Source organism: Nocardioides jishulii (assembly GCF_006007965.1).
Taxonomy (GTDB): Bacteria; Actinomycetota; Actinomycetes; order Propionibacteriales; family Nocardioidaceae; genus Nocardioides; species Nocardioides jishulii.
The window spans coordinates 1,277,909-1,298,925 of the sequence record NZ_CP040748.1 but is presented as its reverse complement, the minus strand read 5'-3'; the positions used below and the strand labels follow the sequence as shown (position 1 = coordinate 1,298,925).

Annotated in this window: 22 protein-coding genes; 12 read left to right on the top strand and 10 right to left on the bottom strand. The window is 70.0% G+C overall.

Annotated elements, in window-relative coordinates; genetic code table 11:
- The 4 genes from FCL41_RS06125 to FCL41_RS06110 form a co-directional block, all read right to left on the bottom strand.
- Window positions 1–678 carry a response regulator gene (locus FCL41_RS06125; RefSeq protein WP_425325793.1) on the bottom strand — a complete coding sequence of 226 codons (678 nt, stop codon included), beginning with the start codon at window positions 676–678 and terminating at the stop codon, window positions 1–3.
- 10 nt (window positions 679–688) lie between these two features.
- Window positions 689–1,078, bottom strand: a complete 390-nt coding sequence (locus FCL41_RS06120; protein WP_239021806.1) for a flavin reductase family protein — start codon at window positions 1,076–1,078, stop codon at window positions 689–691.
- Window positions 1,079–1,285: 207 nt separating this feature from the next.
- Entirely contained in the window at window positions 1,286–2,479 is a 1,194-nt protein-coding gene (gene macS, locus FCL41_RS06115; RefSeq protein ID WP_137066644.1) for a MacS family sensor histidine kinase, read from the bottom strand.
- Between the two features lie 8 nt (window positions 2,480–2,487).
- Window positions 2,488–3,258, bottom strand: a complete 771-nt coding sequence (locus FCL41_RS06110; RefSeq protein ID WP_137066643.1) for a lysophospholipid acyltransferase family protein — start codon at window positions 3,256–3,258, stop codon at window positions 2,488–2,490.
- 114 nt (window positions 3,259–3,372) lie between these two features.
- On the opposite strand from FCL41_RS06110, the gene FCL41_RS06105 reads away from it, so the two are divergent.
- Window positions 3,373–4,170, top strand: a complete 798-nt coding sequence (locus FCL41_RS06105; protein ID WP_137066642.1) for an alpha/beta hydrolase — start codon at window positions 3,373–3,375, stop codon at window positions 4,168–4,170.
- Window positions 4,167–4,763 (top strand): hypothetical protein, encoded by a 597-nt coding sequence (locus FCL41_RS06100; RefSeq protein ID WP_137066641.1) that lies wholly within the window; start codon window positions 4,167–4,169, stop codon window positions 4,761–4,763. The genes FCL41_RS06105 and FCL41_RS06100 overlap by 4 nt, the downstream gene beginning before the upstream one ends.
- Here FCL41_RS06100 and FCL41_RS06095 read toward each other — a convergent pair whose 3' ends face one another.
- Genes FCL41_RS06095 through FCL41_RS06080 form a run of 4 tightly spaced genes read right to left on the bottom strand, consistent with a single transcriptional unit; the run spans window position 4,764 to window position 7,837 of the window.
- Complete coding sequence (locus FCL41_RS06095) at window positions 4,764–5,669, bottom strand: ROK family protein (RefSeq protein ID WP_137066640.1); 906 nt, start codon at window positions 5,667–5,669, stop codon at window positions 4,764–4,766.
- Window positions 5,666–6,178 carry a hypothetical protein gene (locus FCL41_RS06090; protein ID WP_137066639.1) on the bottom strand — a complete coding sequence of 171 codons (513 nt, stop codon included), beginning with the start codon at window positions 6,176–6,178 and terminating at the stop codon, window positions 5,666–5,668. Before FCL41_RS06090 ends, FCL41_RS06095 begins: the two co-directional genes overlap by 4 nt.
- The gene (locus tag FCL41_RS06085) at window positions 6,175–7,344 is read right to left on the bottom strand and encodes an ArsA family ATPase (RefSeq protein WP_137066638.1); all 1,170 of its coding nucleotides are present in this window, start codon (window positions 7,342–7,344) and stop codon (window positions 6,175–6,177) included. The genes FCL41_RS06090 and FCL41_RS06085 overlap by 4 nt, the downstream gene beginning before the upstream one ends.
- A 55-nt stretch (window positions 7,345–7,399) precedes the next feature.
- Entirely contained in the window at window positions 7,400–7,837 is a 438-nt protein-coding gene (locus FCL41_RS06080) for an SRPBCC family protein (protein ID WP_137066637.1), read from the bottom strand.
- Between the two features lie 136 nt (window positions 7,838–7,973).
- On the opposite strand from FCL41_RS06080, the gene FCL41_RS06075 reads away from it, so the two are divergent.
- The 10 genes from FCL41_RS06075 to FCL41_RS06030 all read left to right on the top strand — a co-directional run bounded on the left by FCL41_RS06075 (window position 7,974) and on the right by FCL41_RS06030 (window position 18,554).
- Window positions 7,974–9,764: an AMP-dependent synthetase/ligase gene (locus FCL41_RS06075; protein ID WP_137066636.1), complete on the top strand. Its 1,791-nt coding sequence runs from the start codon at window positions 7,974–7,976 to the stop codon at window positions 9,762–9,764.
- 238 nt (window positions 9,765–10,002) lie between these two features.
- Window positions 10,003–10,749 (top strand): Flp pilus assembly protein CpaB, encoded by a 747-nt coding sequence (gene cpaB / locus FCL41_RS06070; protein WP_137066635.1) that lies wholly within the window; start codon window positions 10,003–10,005, stop codon window positions 10,747–10,749.
- A 10-nt stretch (window positions 10,750–10,759) separates the two neighbouring features.
- The gene (locus FCL41_RS06065; protein WP_137066634.1) at window positions 10,760–11,989 is read left to right on the top strand and encodes a CpaE/TadZ family protein; all 1,230 of its coding nucleotides are present in this window, start codon (window positions 10,760–10,762) and stop codon (window positions 11,987–11,989) included.
- A gap of 4 nt (window positions 11,990–11,993) precedes the next feature.
- Window positions 11,994–13,547: a TadA family conjugal transfer-associated ATPase gene (locus FCL41_RS06060; protein ID WP_137066633.1), complete on the top strand. Its 1,554-nt coding sequence runs from the start codon at window positions 11,994–11,996 to the stop codon at window positions 13,545–13,547.
- A complete protein-coding gene (locus FCL41_RS06055; RefSeq protein ID WP_137066632.1) occupies window positions 13,547–14,647 on the top strand; it encodes a type II secretion system F family protein in 1,101 nt (366 codons plus the stop codon). The genes FCL41_RS06060 and FCL41_RS06055 overlap by 1 nt, the downstream gene beginning before the upstream one ends.
- Before the next feature lies 1 nt (window position 14,648).
- On the top strand, window positions 14,649–15,575 hold the full coding sequence (locus tag FCL41_RS06050) for a type II secretion system F family protein (protein ID WP_137066631.1): 927 nt from the start codon (window positions 14,649–14,651) through the stop codon (window positions 15,573–15,575).
- Window positions 15,575–17,206: a sensor histidine kinase gene (locus tag FCL41_RS06045; RefSeq protein ID WP_137066630.1), complete on the top strand. Its 1,632-nt coding sequence runs from the start codon at window positions 15,575–15,577 to the stop codon at window positions 17,204–17,206. Before FCL41_RS06050 ends, FCL41_RS06045 begins: the two co-directional genes overlap by 1 nt.
- 11 nt (window positions 17,207–17,217) lie before the next feature.
- Window positions 17,218–17,892, top strand: a complete 675-nt coding sequence (locus tag FCL41_RS06040) for a response regulator transcription factor (RefSeq protein WP_170970299.1) — start codon at window positions 17,218–17,220, stop codon at window positions 17,890–17,892.
- 166 nt (window positions 17,893–18,058) lie between these two features.
- Window positions 18,059–18,250 (top strand): Flp family type IVb pilin, encoded by a 192-nt coding sequence (locus tag FCL41_RS06035; protein ID WP_137066629.1) that lies wholly within the window; start codon window positions 18,059–18,061, stop codon window positions 18,248–18,250.
- A gap of 97 nt (window positions 18,251–18,347) precedes the next feature.
- On the top strand, window positions 18,348–18,554 hold the full coding sequence (locus tag FCL41_RS06030; protein ID WP_137066628.1) for a Flp family type IVb pilin: 207 nt from the start codon (window positions 18,348–18,350) through the stop codon (window positions 18,552–18,554).
- A gap of 31 nt (window positions 18,555–18,585) precedes the next feature.
- Here the strand turns inward: FCL41_RS06030 and FCL41_RS06025 are convergent, their stop codons facing one another.
- On the bottom strand, window positions 18,586–19,791 hold the full coding sequence (locus FCL41_RS06025; RefSeq protein WP_175422345.1) for a M48 family metalloprotease: 1,206 nt from the start codon (window positions 19,789–19,791) through the stop codon (window positions 18,586–18,588).
- A gap of 148 nt (window positions 19,792–19,939) precedes the next feature.
- Window positions 19,940–20,926, bottom strand: coding sequence for a C40 family peptidase (locus tag FCL41_RS06020; RefSeq protein ID WP_137066626.1), 987 nt, complete (start codon window positions 20,924–20,926; stop codon window positions 19,940–19,942).
- Between the last annotated feature and the right edge of the window lie 91 nt (window positions 20,927–21,017).

The window sequence follows — 21,017 nt, the reverse complement described above, 5'->3', positions numbered from 1 at the left end:
TCACTCCTCGTCGTCGTCCAGGCCCTGCTCGATGGCCCACCGGGTCAGCTCCACCCGATTGTGCATCTGGAGCTTGCGCAGCGTGTTCTGCACGTGGTTCTGCACGGTGCGATGGGAGATGACGAGCCGTTCCGCGATCTGCTTCGACCCCCACCCCTTCGCCACCATCCGCAGCACCTCGGTCTCCCGCTCAGTGAGCTGGGAGGCTTCGGACTGCTGCTCCTTGGGGTCGGAGAGGCGCCGGAACTCACCGAGCACCAGGCCGGCGAGACCCGGGGTGAAGACCGTCCCACCAGCTGCGACGCGGCCGACGGCAGCGATCAGGTCGGCGCTGGAGGCGGACTTGACGAGGTAGCCGGTGGCGCCTGCCTTGAGTGCCTCGAGGACGTCGACCTGCTCACCGCTGGCGGAGAGGATCAGGACGCGGGCCGACGGGTCCTGGCTGAGCACGGCCCGCGTGACCTCGACCCCGTTCGGGGCGGGGATCTGCAGGTCCAGCACGACCACGTGCGGCCGGGAGGCGCTGAACCGCGTGATCGCCTCGTCGCCACTGGCGGCCACGGCGACGACCTCGAACCCTGCCTCGGCCAGGTCGCGTTCGACGGCGTTGCGCCACATCGGGTGGTCGTCGACCACCATCACCCGGGTCGGCTGGTCGCTGCGTGGCTTCTGAGTCACGCGCCCGAGGTTACTGCTCGTCGGCGTCCTGCGCGTCGGCCGCGCGCCGGTAACGGCCACGTCGGTGGACCAGCGGGTCGGTCTCCTCCGCGACGTGCAGCTCGACGATCCGGGCGGTGTAGAGCCGCGACCACCCGACGTCGGCCTCCGACTCCTTCTCGACCAGGGCCCAGGTCCCGGCCGACAGCAGCCGAGGACCGTGGTCGGTCGCGGCGAAGTCGGCGAGCCGGAAAGGTCCGCCCGGAGCGGGCGTGAGTCCCGCGAAGGCGTCGGCCAGGTCGCGGTGGTGCCAGCGCAGGAGCTGGACCACGGCGCGTCCGGTGTGCTCGAAGGTCTCCGCGAAGTCCGACAGCGGGTCGACCAGGGCCAGGATCCTGCCCTCGTCCCCTCGCGCCACCATGACGCTGGAGACGGTCAGCCCCGCCCTCGTCCTCGCCCGTGCTGGCAGTCCAGAGGGTCACCACTCCCCCCAGGCGCGCCCGCAACCGGCGTACCTCGTCAGTGGGCTCGTGCCCCGTGAAGGGGTGCTCGCCATGGATGGTCACGCGTGTCGCCCCTTCGTCACGATGGCGCTCGTCATGCTGCTGCGCTCGTCATGCTGCGCCCTTCACGAGGCTGCCTCCCGGTCGGGCACCCGGACCGTCAGCTCCCACTCGGTACCCCAGTCGCCGGTGTGCACCTCTGCGCTGCCGCCGACCTCCTCCAGGCGTCCGCAGATGGAGGACTGCACGCCGAGGCGTCCCTGCTGGCGGGCCTCGACCAGGCGGCCCGCCGCGATGCCGGGTCCCTCGTCACGCACCGAGACCACGACGCTGTCGCCGTGGTCCTCCAGCAGCACCCACGCCGGCGCGGTGAGGCCGACGTGCAGGCGTACGTTGTCGAGGCACGCCCCCACCGCTCCGAGCAGAACCTCCACGACGCGTCCGGGGAGGAGCACCGCCCGTCCCGGGGTCGCGACGGTGACCGTCGGTCCCACTCCCTGCTCCAAGGCACCGGCAAGATCGCGGGGGGCGTCGGGCGGCGAGGGGGCGCTGGCGCCGTCCGCGAGCCCTACCGGGCCGGGGACAGAGGCAACGGTCCACGCCTCCTGGGCATGGATCAGCGCCCGGAGCGCCGCCTCCTGCTCCCCTGCCAGGCCGGCGAGCTCGCCCCAGTCGGAGTCGGCCTCGGCCGCGCCCTTGCGCTGCACGAGCGCCAGCACCTGCAGCACGCCGTCGTGCACCGCCCTGGCCAGGCGGGCCCGTTCGCCGGCCACCGCTGCGCGCCGCTCGGCCACCGCGCGCTCGCTCGCCATCGCCTGCAGGCTCTGGCACATGTAGCCGATCAGGGCCCCGCCCAGGAGCAGCAGGAAGACGTTGCCGTAGTTGGTCTGCGTGATGTGCGGGCGGATCGCCAGGTCCACCGTCGAGACGACTGCGGCGGCGAAGACACCGCCGCGCCAGTTCCAGTGCACCGCCCACGCCAGCACCGCGCACATCACCCAGAAGCCGGGCAACGAGGCGTTGAAGTCCGAACCCTTGAGGAACGGCGTCACCGCCAGGGCGAGGACGGTCACCAGCAGGTCGACGACGTGGACCAGGGTCGTACGCCCTTCCGCGCGGCGGTAGAGCAGGTGGACGGTCACCGTCCAGACGAGGATGGCCGCGACGGCCACGAGCGTCCAGCCGGGGCGGTCGAAGTTGCCCCACCGCCAGGCCGTGAGGGCCAGCATGTTGAGCGTGACGACCAGCCTGAAGACGGCCAGGGCGCGGTGCAGGCGGTCCTCGACCGCGAGCCGCGCGGCTGCTTCGAGAGTCGGCACGGCCGGGCTCAGGAAGCCTTCTCGTCGCCGTGGCCCTGGAGCTCGTCCTCGACGGCGAGCTGCTCGCGGGCCGCCGCAGCAGCCTTCGCCGCAGCAGCCGCCTTCTTGGACTCCTCCTTGGCCACGGCCGCGTACTTGTCGACGTACTCCTGGCCGGAGAGGCGCATGATCTCGTACATGATCTCGTCGGTGACCGAGCGCAGCACGTAGCGGTCGTTCTCCATGCCCTCGTAACGGGAGAAGTCGAGCGGCTCGCCGAAACGCACCTTGGGCCGTGTGAAGGAGCCGAACGTCTTGCCGGGGGGTGCGACCACGTCGGTGCCCACCACGGCGACCGGGATCACCGGGACGCCGGTCGTCAGGGCCAGGCGCGCCACCCCGGTCTTGCCCCGGTAGAGCTTGCCGTCGTGGGAGCGGGTGCCCTCGGGGAAGATGCCGAAGAGGTCACCGGCCTCCAGGATCTTGGCGGCCGAGGCCATGGCGCCCGCCGCCGCGCTGCCGCTGGCGCGGTCGATCGGGACCTGCCCGACGCCCGAGAAGAACATCTTCTGGAAGAAGCCCTTGACCCCCGGCGTGGTGAAGTACTCCGCCTTCGCCACGAAGGTGACACGGCGAGGAAGCGTGAGCGGCATGAAGAGCCAGTCGGCGTACGACAGGTGGTTGCACGCCAAGATCGCCGGCCCCTCTGCGGGGACGTTCTCGAGCCCCTGCGCTTGGGGACGGAAGATGATCCGGAGGAAAGGCCCGAGGGCGATCCACTTGAGGAACCAGTAGAGCACGACGTGAGCCTAGCCCCTGCCGCGCCCGATCAGGCCCGTACGACCCTCCCACGTGTCGCCGTGAGACGGCCCATTCCCTGTCCCCGTATCCGGTACTGCGGCACAATCGTCGGCATGACCGATGCCGACCTCGTCGCGCCCCTGAGCGTCCCCGCCCGCCCCGACCTCACGGGCGGTCGCCGGGTCGGCGTGCTGGTCAGCCACGGATTCACCGGCTCGCCTGCCTCGGTCAAGCCCTGGGCCCGGTCCTTGGCCGACGTCGGCTGTGCGGTCGAGGTTCCCCTGCTGCCCGGTCACGGGACCTCGTGGCAGGACCTCAACACCCGGCGCTGGGAGGACTGGTACGCCGGTGTGCGCGAGGCCCACGACAAGCTCGCCGCCGAGAACGACGTCGTCGTGCTCGCCGGACTCTCGATGGGCGGTGCCCTCGTCCTGCGCCTGGCGGCCGACCTCGGCGACTCGGTCGCCGGAGTCATCCTGGTCAACCCCGCAGTCGCCACCACCCGCAAGGACGTGCTGGCCCTCCCGGTCGTCAAGCACGTGCTCGGCTCGCTGCCCGGCATCACCAACGACATCGCGAAGCCGGGCGTCCTGGAGCACGGCTACGACCGGAGCCCACTGAAGGCGGCCCACTCGATGATGCAGAACTGGCGACCGCTGCGTGACGCCCTGCCCCAGGTCACCGCGCCGGTGCTCCTGATGAGGTCGGCCGTCGACCACGTCGTCGACCCCTCGTCAGCCCGGATCATCCGTGCCGGCGTCTCCTCCGACGACGTCACCGAGCTGGTGCTCCCCCGCAGCTTCCACGTCGCCACGCTCGACCACGACGCGGAGATGATCCACGCCGAGTCGGCTGCCTTCGTGGCCCGCGTGACCGGCGCCCGGGCCGAGGCCGACGGCACCCGGCCATGACCACTCCGGACGAGGACGAGGCCTGGCGCCTCATCGTCGACAACTACGGCGAGACCGCGCGCCGCGAGACCGACCCACCAGCCTCCTCGGTTCCCGATGACGGGTCCGATGACGGGTCCGGCGAGGGGGCCGGCGACGAGCCTCAGGAGGAGGCGTACGAGGCCGACGAACGTCCGCCGGACGTGCCTCAGCTGGACGTGCCGCCGCAGGACCCGGCGGGTGGAGCCGTCCCCGACGAGCGCCACGGCGACCCGTTCCCCGACCCCGGGCCGCTCCCCGACCCGGGACCGTTCCTGGGGCCGGCGTACGACGAGACCACCCCGCCTCCGGCACCACGCGACCCCGACCGGGAGGAGCGCTTCGTCCCGCCGTCTCCTCCCCCCGCACCCCCCATGCCGTGGCGGCGCCGCGCCGCGTGGGTGGGAGTCTTCGCCGCACCGCTGGTCTTCATGCTCGCGACCATGACCAACCTCCATCTGCCGAGGTGGGCTGTCACGGTGCTGCTCGTCGGCCTGGTCACCGGCTTCGGCTACCTCGTGCTGACGATGCCCAAGGACCCACCGGATCCCTGGGACGACGGCTCCCGGGTCTGATCACCGCTGGGTGAGGCGCCGCGCGAGCACGGCGGCGCCCACCACCCCGGCGTTCTCGGCATGGTGGGCGACCACCAGCTCGGGCAGGCGGCGGTCAGCGGCAGCGACGAGGTGCGTACGCAAGGCACGCGCGGCCGGCACCAGCAGCAGGTCGTCCGCCGCGGAGACCCCTCCCCCGATGACGACGACGGACGGGTCGACGGCGGCCACCAGGTTGGCCACGCCGACGCCCAGCCAACGACCCACCTCGTCGAACGCCGCGAGGGCACCCTCGTCGTCGGCTCGGGCAGCGTCGGTGATCGCCGGCCCCGAGCCGAACCGCGGTCCGGCGGCCATCGCCAGGGCGCTGCCCGAGCAGTACCGCTCCCAGCAGCCCGTCAACCCGCACGGGCAGGGGCGACCGTCGGGCACCACCTGCATGTGGCCGAACTCCCCGGCCATGCCGCCGGCTCCTCGCACCACGTGGCCTCCGACCACGAGTCCGCCGCCGATGCCGGTCCCGAGCGCGACCATCAGTGCGTCGGAGACCCCGACCAGCGCGCCGTGCTCGACCTCGGCCCACACCGCGCACGTCGCGTCGTTCTCGAGGGCGACCGGAACGCCCCACCGCGCCGAGAGCCGGGTCCGCACGTCGGCGTCACGCCAGGGCAGGTGCGGCGCGAAGCTGACCACCTCACCCACAGCGTCCACCAGGCCAGCCGCGGCGACTCCGACGCCGGTCGGCGTGGCTCCCGCGCAGACCCGGGCGAGGGCCTCGGTCAGGGTCTGCTCGAGGAGCTCGACCGGGGCGCTCGGCCCTCCGGAGGGGAGACGTACGACGCGGGCCACGCGGCCCGCCGCGTCCACCCGGCCGGCCAGGACCTTCGTACCACCGACATCGATCCCGACCCAGAACGGGTCGGTCACGGAGTGGGCCTGTCGTCGAGCGGGATCCGCTGCACCCGGTCGCCGGACGGCTGGGGGTCTGCGGCACCGTCGGCCGCGGTGGGCCGCTTCTCGGCAGCGCTGTCGGGCACCGTGGTCGCCATCAGGGCGGCGGCCGCCCTCACGAGCGAGGTGGCGGCGGCGCCCAGGTGCACGGTGACCTCGGGGCTGAGGGTGCGCACCGCGTGGACCGTGCGGCAGACCGGGCACCACGTGCACTCGGCGGCACCGGTGGCCAGGTGCTCCTCGAAGCCGTGGGCGGCCGCGCGCACTCCTTCGGCGGCCTGGCGCACGACCTCCTCGGCTCCGCGCTGGGCCTCTGCTCCGTGCTGGGTGGCCCACCCGGAGAGGGCGCCGAGGAGCCGCACCGCCTCCTCCCCGAGGGACCCGACGTCGTGGTGGTGCCCAGAACCGGAACCAGGGCCCGGACCAGAAGCTGGGCCGGAACCGGTGCCCGTGCCCTCGTCCCGGCCCTCGTCCTCGCTGGTCATGCGCCCTCCTCCGTGAATCTCACGCGCAGCTCCCCTTCGGCCACCTGCGCGCCAGCCACCTGCATGCGGTCGAGCGACGCCGGAAGCGTGAGCACGCGACGATACGGGCCGTAGGTGATGACGAGGACGTCCGCACTCCTGGCGAGATCCACGTCGGCGCTCTCTGCCTCCGGCAGGGCCAGGTGGAGCACCGCGACCCCGTCGGCCTGCTCCACCCGGAAGGGTCCGCTTCCGGCGGCAGGCGCGAACGGGTCGCTGTCGCCGTAGAGAGTGGCGGCGACCTCCCGGAGCTGCTCGAGACCGAGCGGCTCACGGCTGCGGTAGGCCGACGTCCAGACGGTCAACGACGCGAACGAGTCGTGCACGTCGGCGAGCACCTCGGCCTGGGCCTCGACCCACCCGGCGCGCCAGCTGTCGGCCCCCTCGCTGGGAAAGACACGGTTCACCACGACCCCGTCGACCGGGTAGCCGTAGAGCGAGAGGGTCGTCCAGGCCCGACGCGCCTCGGCCAGGACCATGCGCTCCGGAGTGAGGACGATCCGTACGCTGGACTGCTCGCCGCTGAGCAGCTCCTGCACCTCGGCGAGCTCGTCGTACAACCGCTCGACGGCGTCGAAGACGGCCTCCTGCGGCATCGGGACCCCGGCCGCCTTGGCGAGCACGGGCCGCAACGCCTTCACCATGCGCCGCTCCACCGGAAAGAGCCGGCGCATGTACCAGTTCAGCGCCTCGGGCAGCGCGAGCAACCGCAGCGTCTCGGCGGTGGGGGCGCAGTCGACGACGATGACGTCCCACTCGCCGCTGCGAGCCTGCGTACGCAGCTCCAGCAACGCGAGCACCTCCTCCGCTCCGGGAAGGACGGTCAGCTCCTCGGCCGCCAGCGGGTCGACGCCGGCGGCGTCGAGGACGTCACGCAGGTAGCGCTGGATCTCGGTCCAGGAACGTTCGAACTGGCGCTGTGCGTCCACCTGCTGCACGAACAGCGAGGGAGCGACCTCCGTGGGTCCCGACCCCACCCCTGCGGCGAAGGCGTCCCCGAGGGAGTGGGCGGTGTCGGTGGAGACCACCAGGGTGCGCAGGCCGCGTGCGGCAGCGAGGGCCGCGGTGCCTGCAGCGACCGTGGACTTGCCCACGCCTCCCTTGCCGGTGAAGAGGAGCAGTCTCACGATCGTCACTCCTGGGCGGGGTCCTGGGGTGTTCCGGTGGGCAGGCCTGACGACGTCAGAGGGACTCGACGCGCTTCTTCAGACCCTTGAGAGCGGTGTCGATCAAGATCTTCTCGCCCTTGCGCTTGAGCATGCCGATCAGCGGGATGGCCACGTCGAGGGCCAGGCGGTAGGTGACCTCGGTGGTCCCGTCCCCCCGCTCAGCGAGGACGTACGCCCCGTCGAGCGCCTTGAGCATCCGCCCCTCGGCCAGCGTCCAGGTGACTGCACGGTCGCCGTCCCAGTCGTAGACGAGGGTGTACTCGTCCTTGATCGGGGAGACGTCAAGGGCGAAGAAGACCGAGCGGGCACGGCCAGCCTCACCCGGGTCGACGACCTTGACCTCGCGCACCCCCGTCGCCCAGGCCGGGTAGGCCTCGAAGTCGGCGATGACGTCCATGATCGCCGCGGCAGGGGCGCCGATGACGATCGACGACGTGGTCTGCTCGGCCATCTTGTTCTCCGCTCGCTCGCAGGCGGGCGTGCCCCGCCCGCTCCCGTCTGGTGTGTTCGTGGAGACTACCGGATCGGTGACCCCCATCCCGCGGAGGTAACCTGCGGGTAACAACCGTTGACTGGAGGCCCTGACGATGCGTGAGTACTCCTCACCCCTGACCATCGAGATCCCGAAGACCGGGAACCTGACCGACGACATCGTGAGGAACGCGCAGGAAGCTCCCGAGTCGATTGCCTTCCGCCGCAACACCGGCCAGGAGTGGGTCGACGTCACGGCTGCACAGTTCCTCGCCGAGGTGCAGGCTGTCGCGAAGGGCCTCGTCGCCGCAGGAGTGGGCGTGGGTGACCGGGTCGCGCTGATCTCCAGGACCCGCTACGAGTGGACGCTCTTCGACTACGCGATCTGGTTCGCGGGCGCCGTCACCGTGCCCGTCTACGAGACGTCCTCCACCGAGCAGGTCCAGCACATCCTGACCGACTCCGGAGCCGTCGCGGTGGTGGCCGAGACGCCCGAGCACGTGGCCCGCGTGGCCGAGGTGCGTGACGCCCTGCCTGAACTGCGCGAGGTCTGGTCGATCGACGCCGACGCCGTCAGCGCCCTCTCGAGCGCCGGCACCGACGTGTCCGACGACGAGCTGGAGGCGCGGCGTACGTCCGCCACGCCGCTCGACCTGGCGACCCTCATCTACACCTCCGGCACCACTGGGGTGCCGAAGGGCTGCATGCTCACCCACGGCAACTTCATGTTCGAGCTCGGTGTGGCCGTCGAGGTCGAGATCAAGGAGCTCTTCGCCGAGGGTGCCTCGACGCTGCTCTTCCTGCCGCTGGCCCACGTCTTCGCGCGCATCATCCAGATCGGCGCCATCAAGTCCCGCAGCACCCTGGGCCACAGCGCCGACATCAAGAACCTGGTGGCTGACCTCGGCGTCTTCAAGCCGACGTTCATCCTCGCCGTGCCGCGCGTCTTCGAGAAGGTCTTCAACTCCGCCTCGCAGAAGGCCGCAGCCGAGGGCAAGGGCAAGATCTTCAACCGTGCCGCCGACGTGGCGATCGCCTGGTCGCGCGCCGTCGACAAGGGTCGCGTCCCGCTGAGCCTCAAGCTCCAGCACGCGCTCTTCGGCAAGCTGGTCTACGGCAAGCTGCGCACCGCCCTGGGCGGCCGTTGCGAGTACGCCGTCTCCGGCGGCGCCCCGCTCGGCGAGCGTCTCGGCCACTTCTACCGCGGCATCGGTCTGGTCGTCCTCGAGGGCTACGGCCTGACCGAGACCACGGCGGCGCTGGCGGTCAACCAGGTCTCCGCCAACAAGATCGGCACGGTCGGTCGTCCGTTCGCGGGCACCAGCGTGCGGGTCGCCGACGACGGCGAGCTCCTCTTCAAGGGTGGCCAGGTCTTCGCCGGCTACTGGAAGAACGAGAAGGCCACCGCCGAGGCCGTCGACCGCGACGGCTGGTTCCACACCGGCGACGTCGGCGAGATCGACGAGGAGGGCTTCGTCCGGATCACCGGGCGCAAGAAGGAGATCCTGGTGACCGCAGGAGGCAAGAACGTCGCCCCGGCCGTCCTGGAGGACCGCCTGCGTGGCCACCTGCTGATCGACCAGTGCATGGTCGTCGGCGACGGCCAGCCCTTCATCGGCGCACTGATCACGCTCGACGAGGAGACCCTCCCGGGCTGGGCCGAGCTGAACGGCAAGTCCGGCAGCGTGGCCGAGCTGATGTTCGACGACGACCTGCGTGCCGAGATCGACGCGGCAGTCGAGGAGGCCAACAAGGCGGTCTCCCGCGCGGAGTCCATCCGCAAGTACACGATCCTGCCCTCCTCGTGGTCCGAGGAGGGCGGCCAGCTGACGCCGAGCCTCAAGCTGCGTCGCAACGTCGTGATGCGCGAGTTCCGCGAGGACGTGGAGGCGCTCTACCTGCCCTGATCGGGCACGAGGACCACGGGCCGTCGGGAGGATCACCACCTCCCGGCGGCCCTTCCCCTATTTCGGGGAGGAGGTTCCTCCAAAACGCGAACAAGGACCGGTCCAGACAACTAGCGTTCGAATCGACGTTTCCGTCACACCTGCCCCATGCATTCGGCAGGGTGACGGCTGATGTAAAGAACCCGGCGCTCGGTCCACGGTGGATCGACCTGCCTTGGACCGAGAGGGTCAAGAACTCATGGATCGACGCAAGCTCCTCCTCGTCGTGGCTGTCGTGGTGGCGGCGATCGGCGCGGCCTTCGTCTTCGTCTACGTGCAGGGGGCCGACAAGCGCGCGGCCAGCCAGTACGAGACGGTCGAGGTACTGACCGCCGTCCAGCCGATCCTGACCGGCGAGAGCATCAGCGAGGCGGCCGAGGCCGGCAAGCTCCAGCGCTCGCGCATCCCGCGCAACGTGCTGCTGCCCACCGCGGTCTCCACGGTGGACTCGCTCAAGGGACTCGCCGCCAACACGAACATCTACGCCGGCGAGCAGATCGTGCCGGAGAAGTTCGGTGGCGTCGCGGAGGCCTCGCGCCTGCCGATCCCCAAGGGTACGGTCGCCGTCTCCGTCGAGCTGAGCGACACCGCCCGCGTCGCCGGCTTCGTCGAGGCGGGATCCGAGGTCGCCGTGTGGGTCACGGCCGACGCCATCTTCGAGGACCCGAACGTCGATCCCATCCCGTTCACCCGCCTGCTGCTGCCCAAGGTGACGGTCCTGGCTGCCGGTTCCACCACCTTGGTGGCCCAGACCTCCACGGAGGCCGACGGCACCGCGACCACCGAGCAGCTGCCCCGCACGCTGCTGACCCTGGCCGTCGACCAGGACCAGGCCGAGCGCATCAAGTACGCCGCCGCCAACGGTGAGCTCTCCTTCGGCCTGCTGTCCGAGGACAGCAAGGTCCAGCGGAGCAACGGTGTGACCGCCAAGAACCTCTTCAACTGAGGACGACACGATGCCCATCCTTCTCGGAGCTGACCCGCAGACCGCCGCCCACGTCCTGACCGTCCTTCCTCAGGGGAGCCAGGTCGTGGACTCCGCCGAGCGTCTCTTCGGCTGGCTCAACGGCCACCCCGACGAGTACGCGGTGCTGATCGGCCCCAGCGTCGGGCTGCCCGACGCCATGGCCTTGGCGGAGCGCATGCGCACGACGATGCCGACCACGACCGTGGTGCTCCTGCGCCAGGCGGTCGACACCGCAACGCTGACGCAGGCCATGCACGCCGGTGTCCGCGAGGTCGTCGCTGCCCAAGACCTGGCCCAGGTGGGACAGGCCATCCAGCGGGCCCACGGGCTGGCGGTCGCGCTGCGCGGCAACCAGGCGGGCGGGCGTGGGCACGAGGGTGGACGGGTCGTCACGATCTTCTCCCCGAAGGGTGGGGTCGGCAAGACGACCATGTCGGTCAACCTGGGCATCGCCCTGATGCGCGGTGGCGAGAACAAGGTCTGCGTCGTCGACCTCGACCTCGCCTTCGGTGACATCGCGATCACGCTGCAGCTCTTCCCGACGCACTCGATCGAGCACGCGATCGGTGGCGAGACCTACATGGACGAACAGTTCATCCAGCAGCTCATGACGCCGCACGAGAGTGGGCTCATGATCCTCGCGGCGCCCAGCGCCCCGGATGCGCGTGAGCGGGTCAGCGGCGTCCTGATCGCACGCCTGCTCCAGACGCTGCGCGAGCAGTACGACTACATCGTGCTGGACACGGCCCCGGCGTTCGACGAGCAGACGCTGACCGCCCTCGACGAGACCGACGAGTGCATCATCGTGGCCACCCTCGACGTCCCGACGCTGAAGAACGTCAAGGTCGCCCTCGAGACGCTGGACGTGCTCGGCGTCGCCGAAGGGCACCGCCACCTGCTGCTCAACCGTGCCGACGAGCAGGTCGGCATCGGTGCGGACAAGGTCGAGGGCATCCTCGGCATGAACGTCGCCGTCCAGGTGGCCACGTCTCTCGACATCGCCAAGGCGACCAACGCGGGACGGCCCCTGATGCTGTCCTCGCCCTCGCACCCGTCGTCCCAGGCCCTCCGGTCGCTGGCCGACAGGTTGATGGGCATCGACAGCGAGTTCTCCGCGACTCCCCCGGCCCCGAGGACGAGCTCCGCATCCGCCACCGCCCCGGCCGCCTCCGACAAGCGCGAGGACAACCCGAAGCGCTTCCGCATCAGCAGGAGATGAATTCATGAGCAACCTCTCCGAGCGTCTTGCCGCACGCCGCCAGGCCGAGGCGGCCGCGGCCGCGGCCGGGGCTCCCGCAGCCCCCGCAGCGCCGGCGGCCCCGATCCCCGGGGGCACCGATCCCGGCACCATGACGTTGCCCCCGCTCCCCCCCGTCGCCCCCAAGGCAGCTGCCCCGGCCGCGCCGGCGGCCAAGGCATCGTCGTCACCGCTGCAGGACCGGCGTGCCCCGGCCGCCGGTGGCACCGATGCCGGCGGCAAGCGGGCCCTGCCCGCGAAGGGCGCGGACCGCATCGAGGAGATCAAGGCATCGGTGCACGCCGAGCTGCTGCGCCAGCTCGGCCCCCAGCTCTACGACTCCAACCTGGAGCAGAGCGAGCTGGACCAGAAGGTGCGTGCCGCCCTGGCGGACGTGCTCTCCAAGCAGGACCGCCCGATCAGTGCGAGCGAGCGCCAGCAGGTCACCAGCGAGATCACTGACGACATCCTGGGGTACGGCCCGATCGAGCCCTACCTGCGCGACCCCGACGTCTCCGAGGTCATGGTCAACGGAGCGCACAACATCTGGCTGGAGCGCAAGGGCCGCCTCGTCGCGGCTGACGCGGTCTTCGCGGACGAGGCCCACCTGCGGCGCACGATCGACAAGATCGTCTCGCGCGTCGGCCGCCGCGTCGACGAGTCGAGCCCCATGGTGGACGCCCGTCTCCCCGACGGTTCCCGTGTCAACGCGGTGGTCCCGCCCCTGGCGATCGACGGCTCCTGCCTCACGATCCGTAAGTTCGCGGCAGACCCGCTCACCGCCGATGACCTCGTCCGGTTCGGTTCGTTCACGGAGAAGACCAAGGCCTTCCTCGACGCCTGCGTGCGTGGTCGCCTCAACATCATCGTCTCCGGTTCCACCGGTGCGGGAAAGACGACCACCCTCAACGTGCTCTCGTCCTTCATCCCCGCCGACGAGCGCATCGTCACCATCGAGGACGCCGCCGAGCTCCAGCTCAAGCAGGAGCACGTCGTACGCCTCGAGTCCCGCCCCTCCAACATCGAGGGCAAGGGCGCGGTGACCATCCGCGACCTGGTGAAGAACTCCCTGCGTATGCGCCCCGACCGCATCATCGTCGGTGAGGTCCGAGACGCCAGCGCGCTCGACATGCTGCAGGCGATGAACACCGGTCACGACGGCTCCATCTGTTCCCTGCACTCCAACGGTCCGCGAGACACACTGTCCCGCATGGAGACGATGGTGCTGATGGCCGGCATGGACCTGCCGATCAAGGCCATCCGCGAGCAGGTCGCCTCCGCGGTCGACCTGATCGTCCACCAGGCCCGTTTCAAGGACGGGTCGCGCCACATCACCCACGTCACCGAGGTGGAGCGGATGGAGGGCGACATCATCACCCTCCAGGACGTGTTCGTCTACGACCACTCCGCCGGTTTCGACTCCGAGGGCAGGACGCTGGGTGGGCTCAAGTCCACCGGCCTGCGCCCCAAGTTCCTCGAGAAGATGTCGTACAACAACGTCACCGTCGACCCGCGGATCTTCACTGCAGGAGGCTTCTGATGCGTCGACTCCTGACCGTGGGTGGGGCCACGGCCGTCGTCGCCGGTGTGGTGCTCAGCGCCGCCTCCGGTGCGTACGCGGCCGAGGGCCTGCCCAGCGCCCCCGACGGCCTCTTCCTGGCCGAGTGGGGCAAGTACGTGGCCATGGGCCTCGTCGCGCTTGCCGTGCTCCTCCTCGTCGTAGGGCTCTTCCTCAAGCCGAAGCGGGCCGAGCTCACCCTCGAGGAACGCGTCACCCTGTATGCCTCCGGTGGCGGCGCCGCCGAGGGTGCTGGCGCCCACGCTGCGCCGACGACCGACCAGCTCGCCCAGTTCAAGGGCGCTGCCGAGTCGGTGCTCAAGCGCAACACGTCGCTGGAGGCCCGGATCGGGGCACGGCTCGACGCCGCCGGAAGCGGCTTCAAGGCGCCGGAGTGGCTGCTCCTGCACATCGGTGTCGTCATCGTCGCCGGCATGGTCGGGCTCTTCGTCGGCGGCGGCAACATCATCGTCGGCATCCTCTTCCTCGTCCTGGGCATCATCGGCCCTTGGTTCTACCTGGGTTTCCTGAAGAAGCGCCGGGCAAAGAAGTTCAACTCCCTGCTGCCCGACACGCTCCAGCTGATGTCCGGCTCGCTCTCCGCCGGCCTGTCGCTCGCCCAGTCCATCGACACCATCGTCCGGGAGGGCAGCGAGCCGATCGCAGGAGAGTTCAAGCGAGTCCTGGTCGAGACCCGCCTGGGGGTGCCCCTCGAGGACGCCATGGAGGGCATCACCGAGCGCTTCGACAGCAAGGACTTTGCCTGGATCGTCATGGCCATCAAGATCCAGCGCCAGGTCGGTGGAAATCTCGGTGAGCTCCTGGACACCGTCGCCGGCACGATCCGCGAGCGTGAGTACATGCGACGCCAGGTGGACGCGCTGGCCGCCGAAGGCAAGATCTCGGCCTACGTGCTGGGTGGCCTGCCCCCACTGTTCGGCCTGTACCTGTTCCTCACGCAGCCGGGCTACATCAACCCCATGTTCGAGAGCCCTCTCGGCTGGGCCATGCTGGGCGGAGCGGTGCTCATGCTCGCAGTGGGCGCGTTCTGGATGAGCCGCCTCATCAAGGTGGAGGTCTGACATGGTGCTGCTTCTGGGATTCCTGTTCATCGTGTCCGCCGTCGTGCTGACCTTCCTGGCGTTCCCGAAGGCCGAGGCGGCGCAGTCCGGCGGGGTCGGACGTGCCATCAAGGCGCTCGAAGCCATGGGGCACTCGGCCACACCCGACCTGACCTCTGAGCTGAACCGCCCGTTCAGCGAACGAGTCCTGGAGCCCTTCCAGGAGCGAGCCCTCGCCATCGGTCGTCGGCTCTCCGGCGCGGACAATGCCGAGCGCCTCTACCGCAAGCTGGAGCTCGCGGGAAACCCGGTCGGGTGGTCCGTGGACCGGGTCGTCTCCATGAAGGTCATCGGCGCCGTGGGCGGGCTCGTCGCCTTCCTGCTGTTCTCCTTCATGCTGGACCTGAGTCTCTTCACCCGCCTGATCTTCACCGTCGGCGGTGGGCTGGTCGGCTACATGAGCCCAAACATGTACCTGTACCAGAAGGCCTACGACCGTCAGGCGCAACTGGCCCGGGAGCTTCCTGACGCGATCGACCTGCTCACCATCTCGGTGGAGTCTGGTCTGGCCTTCGACGCCGCCGTCCAGCAGGTCTCCAGGAACACCACCGGCCCGCTGTCCGAGGAGTTCACCCGGGTCCTGCAGGAGATGCAGATCGGTAACGGTCGCAGCGCTGCCCTGCGCGCGCTGGCCGACCGCACCAACCTCGATGACCTCCGCTCCTTCGTGAGCGCCATGGTGCAGGCTGACGCGTTCGGTATCCCGATCGCCCAGGTGCTGCGCGTCCAGTCCTCGGAGATGCGCACCAAGCGCCGCCAGAAGGCGGAGGAGAAGGCCCAGCAGGTCCCCGTGAAGATGACCGTCCCGCTGATCTTCTGCATCCTCCCGACCCTGTTCGTCATCGTCCTCGGCCCCGCCGCGCTGTCGATCATGTCCTCCTTCGGTTGATGACCCGCGGGCCCGACCTGCAGCATGCGGGTCTCATCGAGGGCTCACGTGCTTTCGTCCTGCTCGCCGTCGCGGCCGCCGTCGTCTGGAGCCGCGACGGCGAAGCCGTGTCCGGACTCCTGACCCTCGCCACGATCTGGGTCGCCATCTCGTGGGCCATGCGAAGCCCGGCCTCTCCCCTCCTTGCCTCGATCGTCGAGTCGGCGCTCGTCTCGGTCGTCGCGGGGCTCTACCTGGACGTCGCGCCGGCCCTGCTGGCAGCTCTGGTGGTCCCGCCCTTCGTCCATGGACTGGTCCGCGGGATCCGCGGCGTCGCGGAGACGTTCGCGGTGCAGATCCTCGTCCTCAGTTCCCTGGTGGCACTGCGTGACTCCTTCCCCGATCCCACCGAGGTTGCCGACCTCTTCACCTGGCTGGTGACGGGCCTCGGGTTGGGGCTGCTCGCCAGCTTCTTCGTCTTCTCGGCTGCACCGGACGACGGCAGCGCTGCCTACCACGAGGCCCGCGCCCTCATCAGCGAGCTCAACGCGCTCTCCGGACAGCTGGCAGGAGGACTCGACCCGATGAGCATGGGTGGAGCCCTCCTCGACCAGATAGGAGCCGAGCTCCCGTTGGCCTCGGTGGTGCTTCACGTGCAACGCGACGGCGTCCTGCTGCCGCTGGTGAGCCGCTCCGCGACGAACGAGGAGGGCGACTGCGACGGCGAGCTCGCCGAGGACGTGTGGCGTGATCAACTCACACGCGTGATCGGCCACGACTTCGCCTTTCCGGTCGTGAGCTCCGGCGCGACCGTCGCCGTGGTGAGCGGGCGACTCGCGCCGGGACTGCACGTGGACCGCGACCAGCTGGTCGCGGAGCTGAACCGGGTGGCGACCCAGCTGGGGCCAGAGGCACTGCAGCTGGACACCGCTCAACTCTTCGTCTCGTTCCGTGACGCCGCGATGTCGGAGGAACGGCGTCGTCTGGCCCGCGAGATGCACGACGGCGTCGCCCAGGACATCGCCTCCATGGGCTACGTCGTCGACGCACTCATCTCGACCGCCACACCCCAGCAGGAGCAGGCGCTGGTCCAGCTCCGCGACATGATTTCGCGCGTCGTCGCGGAGGTGCGCAGGTCCGTGATGACGCTGCGTACGCAGGCGGGCTCGAGCGAGAGCCTCGGCGCTGCCATCGCCACGTTGGCGCGCCACCTCAGCGACGTCTCCGGCACCCCCATCAAGGTCACCGTCGACGAACGCACCTCGCGGCTGCGCCACGAGGTCGAGGCAGAGCTGCTGCGCATCGCCCAGGAGGCGATGAACAACGCCGTCAAGCACTCGCAGGCTGCGCTCATCGACGTGCGCTGCCGGGTCCAGGCGCCGTACGCCGAGATCGTGGTCTCCGACGACGGGCTGGGGCTCCAGGCCGGCCGCCGCGACTCGCACGGCCTCTCGATCATGCGGGAGCGTGCGGCCCTCATCGGGGGCATCATCGAGGTGCGTTCCAGCCCCGCGCGAGGCACGACCGTGAGCGTCCGCGTGGGCAGCTCCCCCGACCAGGGCGGCAACCCCTCCCTGCAGAACGTCCCCGTCCCGGGGGCCCGAATCCACCGCTCAGCAGAACCCACCAGTCCCCCGTCTCGGGGCGCGTGACAGGAGAGCTCATGAACCTGACCGATGCAAAGTCACCGGGCGCCCCGACGCGCGTCCTGCTGGTCGACGACCACGAACTGATCCGGCACGGTCTGGCGACAGCGTTCTCGCTCGACCCCCAGACGGAGGTGGTTGCCCAGGCGGGGTCGGTCACCGAGGCGATGGAGGCGTTCGCCGACCACGCGCCGGCCGTGGTGGTCACCGACCTCCAACTTCCCGACGGCACCGGGCTGGACATCGTGCGAGCCATCCGGCGGGACTTCCCCGACACCGGCCTCGTGGTACTGACCATGCACTCGGGCGACGAACAGATCTTCGCGGCCATGGAAGCCGGAGCCTCGGCCTTCGTCGGCAAGGACGCCCCGTCGACCGAGGTGGTCAAGGCCGCCAAGCACGCCGCGGTGTCTCCTCGGACGTTCCTCTGCGCCAGCCTGTCAGCCGCCATGATCCGTCGGATGAGTGGTGAGACCAACCGTCTCACCGATCGCGAGCACGAGGTCCTCGTGCTGCTCGCCGACGGCCTGGGAGCCACGCAGATCGCCAGCACGCTCTTCATGAGCGAGTCAACGGCCAAGTCCCACATCACGCGGATCTACCAGAAGCTCGGCGCCACGAACCGCGCTCAGGCACTGGTCACGGCCATGAGGAGCGGGCTGCTCTCCTCCATGGGCCCTAGTGGCTACTGAGGCGCCCATAAATACCATGCCTGACATAGTCAGAAATGACTAGGTGAGCCTGCCTGTTCCTCTGAGCGCAGCTTCCGGACAAGTGGCACAGGATTGGTGTCAACGGATCAGGCGAATGCCTGCCGGACCACACCACAGCAAGCATTCTCCGGAAGGAATCACCACCATGCTTCAGTTCCTCACCATCATGCTGGACGCCAAGAAGGCCAAGATGGACGAGCGCGGCGCCTCCGCCGTCGAGTACGGCCTCCTCGTCGCCGGCATCGCGGCCCTCATCGTCGCCGCCGTCTTCCTCTTCGGTGGACTGGTCTCGGGCATCTTCACCAACACCAAGGACTCCATCGAGGGTTCCATGTGATCTGAGGCTCTTGCCTCTCTGGCGCGGCCCCGGAGGTCTCTCCGGGGCCGCGTCGCCCTTTTCGCCGCACCACCCACATCACACCAGGAGCACCGAGATGCAGTTCCTCACTCACGTCCGGCACCTGCTCGCCGGACGCGCCTCCGAGCGGGGCGCCTCCGCCGTCGAGTACGGCCTCCTGGTTGCCGGCATCGCGGGGATGATCGTGGCGATCGTCTTCCTCTTCGGTGGGTTCATGAACGAGCTCATGGGCGACTCCTGCGGCACCATCACCACGTGGGTCACCAAGAACGCCGAGTGCTGACGCACCCCTCCTGAGCGCTGGTCCCAGCGGCTCAGTCGCACCACTCGTCGTTCCCCCGCTCCTCCCACTCCCGGGCCAGGGTCACCCGGTCCAACACCCGCGGGTGGCTGCCCCACCACCACTGTGACCACGCCGGTGGTGTCGGGTCGCTGAGCGACCTGCGTGCCAGCTCGGACTGGACCGCCACGAACGCCTTGGGATCCTCCACCAGGCACAGCGCCTCGACGTCCGCACGCGTCTCGACCTGACGACTGATCCCGTTCTGCACGGGTGCCACCAGCTGGGTGGCGATCGTCACGGCGGCCAGCACGAACGGCACCGTCCGCGGCTGCGCCATCGCGCCCTCTCCGCGTACGCGGATCACGACCAGGGCCAGCAAGCCGACGACCACGAAGGCGCCCACGGCACCCAACGCCGTCCCCACCACGACGTCCTGCTCCCGCGCATGCGCCAGCTCGTGCGCCACGACGACCATCAGCTCGTCGGGTGACGTCTCGTCGACCAGGTTGTCGTAGAGGACGACCCGCCGCGTGGGTCCGAAGCCCGAGACCCACGCGTTCAGCGTCGTCGTGCGGCGCGACGCGTCCGCGACCACGACGTCATCGATGTGGACGCCCTCGGCCTCGGCGACCCCGGTGATGCGGTCCCGCAGCTCACCGCCCGCCAACGGTGCGAAGTCGTGCGAGAGCGGCTCGACCACGACCGGGTAGATGTAAGAGCCGAGAATGACCGTGGCTGCTCCCAGGAGCCCCAGCACCAGCGGCCAGGAGCGGGTCAGTCGCCGAGCCAGCCCCACAGCCACCACGACCGCCAGGCAGGTCACAGCGGCGTCCACAGCCAGCCCCACGGCGACGTCACGCAGGAAGCCGCCCAGGTCCTGGTTGCTGAGGCCGTAGTCACGGCGCAACCGCCACGAGCCCACCCGGAAACCGAATCCCACGGTGGCCTGGACGAGCACGAACCCGCCCGCCGCGAGCGCTGCGCGACTCCACCACGGCCCGGGAAGCCGGTCCACGAGACGGGCACCCCACCGCGTGAAGCCGAGGAGAGCGGCCAGGAGGAGTGACACCGCCAGCGAGCTCCAGCTCCACGCCCTGGCGGCGCGCGAGTACGACTCGGTGCGTGCGAGCTCGTCAGGGGTGAAGACCGCACCGGCGTCGACGAGGGGGCCGAGGCCCCCGGGGACGGGACGCCCACGGCACCAACCACCACGCAAGGGCGAGGAAGACGGCGCCACCGACGAGGGTCTGGACCACCGCGATGCGCGACGGGGTGGCATCGAACGCGTTGCTCACGACATTTCTCCGCACGGGAGAATCCTGTCAGAACATCGAGCACCGAGGGTCGGCGGACGGCCCCGAGCGGGGCCGGAGGAGCGGGCTGGATCAGCCGGGGCGCACGGCGCCCACGTAGGGCATGGAGAAGACGCTGTCGATGCGCACACCGGAGCTGGGGTTGGCCGCGTGCACGATCTGGCCGTTGCCGATGTACATGCCGACGTGGCTGATCGGGCTGTAGTAGAACACCAGGTCGCCCGGCTTGAGGTCGCCCTGGCCGACGCGCGCGCCAGAGCCGAACTGCGCGGAGGACGAGTGCGGAAGACCGACACCCGCAGCACCCCACGCCATCATGGTGAGCCCGGAGCAGTCGTAGGCGTTGGGGCCCACGGCGCCGTAGACGTAGGCGTCGCCCACCTGGGCCAGGGCAGCCTTGACCGCCGCAGCCGCACGACCACTGGCCGGGACGCTGGCCGGGAGACGACCGTGGTCACGCGACACGGTGAGCTCCTCGCGCTCCTCCGCCTCGAGCCGCGACAACAGCTTCTTGGCCTCGACCAGCTTGGCCTCGACCGCGGCCTTGTCGGCCTTCAGGTCGGCAGTGGTCTTCGCAATCTCCGCGCGACGCTCACGGGCGGTGCTCTGCCGCAGGTCGAGCGCCTCCACCTCGGCGGAGTAGTCGTCGAGCAGGTCGTCCTGGAGGTCGCCGAAGGCCTGCATGGTGGTCAGCTGACCGAGGAAGCTGGAGGGGTCGTCGGAGACGACGACCTGGCCGACGGTGTTGACGCCCTCGCCCATGTACTGACGCACGATCAGGTCCTGGACCTGCTCACGCACCTCGCCGAGACGACGCCCCTGGCGCTTCTCGTCGGCCTGCAGGGAGGAGAGCTCGGCGTTCAGGCCCTTGAGGCGGAGCGCGGAGTCGTTGTAACGCTCCTGCGCCTGCTCGGCCTGGTGGTACAGCCGATCGACCTTCACTCGCACGTCCTCGACGTCAGGCTCGGCCTGGGCAGGGACTGCGGAGACGACTCCCGTCACTGCGAGGACGCTCAGGAGAGCGACCGCCTTGGCACGTCGGTTCCGGCCGTGATTCACGATCGGTCTGTCTCCTCTGCTTCTTTGCGCCGCCGGGGCAGCCCCGATGACCGTGCTCGCGCACGGTGCTGACGCGCGCCGCGAGAACTTG

Excerpts from the sequence above, each read along its gene's own strand:
- FCL41_RS06120 (WP_239021806.1), bottom strand. The coding sequence starts at position 1,078 with ATGGTGGCGCGAGGGGACGAGGGCAGGATCCTGGCCCTGGTCGACCCG.
- FCL41_RS06105 (WP_137066642.1), top strand. The coding sequence starts at position 3,373 with ATGACCGATGCCGACCTCGTCGCGCCCCTGAGCGTCCCCGCCCGCCCC.
- FCL41_RS06100 (WP_137066641.1), top strand. The coding sequence starts at position 4,167 with ATGACCACTCCGGACGAGGACGAGGCCTGGCGCCTCATCGTCGACAAC.
- FCL41_RS06090 (WP_137066639.1), bottom strand. The coding sequence starts at position 6,178 with ATGACCAGCGAGGACGAGGGCCGGGACGAGGGCACGGGCACCGGTTCC.
- FCL41_RS06080 (WP_137066637.1), bottom strand. The coding sequence starts at position 7,837 with ATGGCCGAGCAGACCACGTCGTCGATCGTCATCGGCGCCCCTGCCGCG.
- FCL41_RS06075 (WP_137066636.1), top strand. The coding sequence starts at position 7,974 with ATGCGTGAGTACTCCTCACCCCTGACCATCGAGATCCCGAAGACCGGG.
- cpaB (WP_137066635.1), top strand. The coding sequence starts at position 10,003 with ATGGATCGACGCAAGCTCCTCCTCGTCGTGGCTGTCGTGGTGGCGGCG.
- FCL41_RS06065 (WP_137066634.1), top strand. The coding sequence starts at position 10,760 with ATGCCCATCCTTCTCGGAGCTGACCCGCAGACCGCCGCCCACGTCCTG.
- FCL41_RS06060 (WP_137066633.1), top strand. The coding sequence starts at position 11,994 with ATGAGCAACCTCTCCGAGCGTCTTGCCGCACGCCGCCAGGCCGAGGCG.
- FCL41_RS06055 (WP_137066632.1), top strand. The coding sequence starts at position 13,547 with ATGCGTCGACTCCTGACCGTGGGTGGGGCCACGGCCGTCGTCGCCGGT.
- FCL41_RS06050 (WP_137066631.1), top strand. The coding sequence starts at position 14,649 with ATGGTGCTGCTTCTGGGATTCCTGTTCATCGTGTCCGCCGTCGTGCTG.
- FCL41_RS06045 (WP_137066630.1), top strand. The coding sequence starts at position 15,575 with ATGACCCGCGGGCCCGACCTGCAGCATGCGGGTCTCATCGAGGGCTCA.
- FCL41_RS06040 (WP_170970299.1), top strand. The coding sequence starts at position 17,218 with ATGAACCTGACCGATGCAAAGTCACCGGGCGCCCCGACGCGCGTCCTG.
- FCL41_RS06035 (WP_137066629.1), top strand. The coding sequence starts at position 18,059 with ATGCTTCAGTTCCTCACCATCATGCTGGACGCCAAGAAGGCCAAGATG.
- FCL41_RS06030 (WP_137066628.1), top strand. The coding sequence starts at position 18,348 with ATGCAGTTCCTCACTCACGTCCGGCACCTGCTCGCCGGACGCGCCTCC.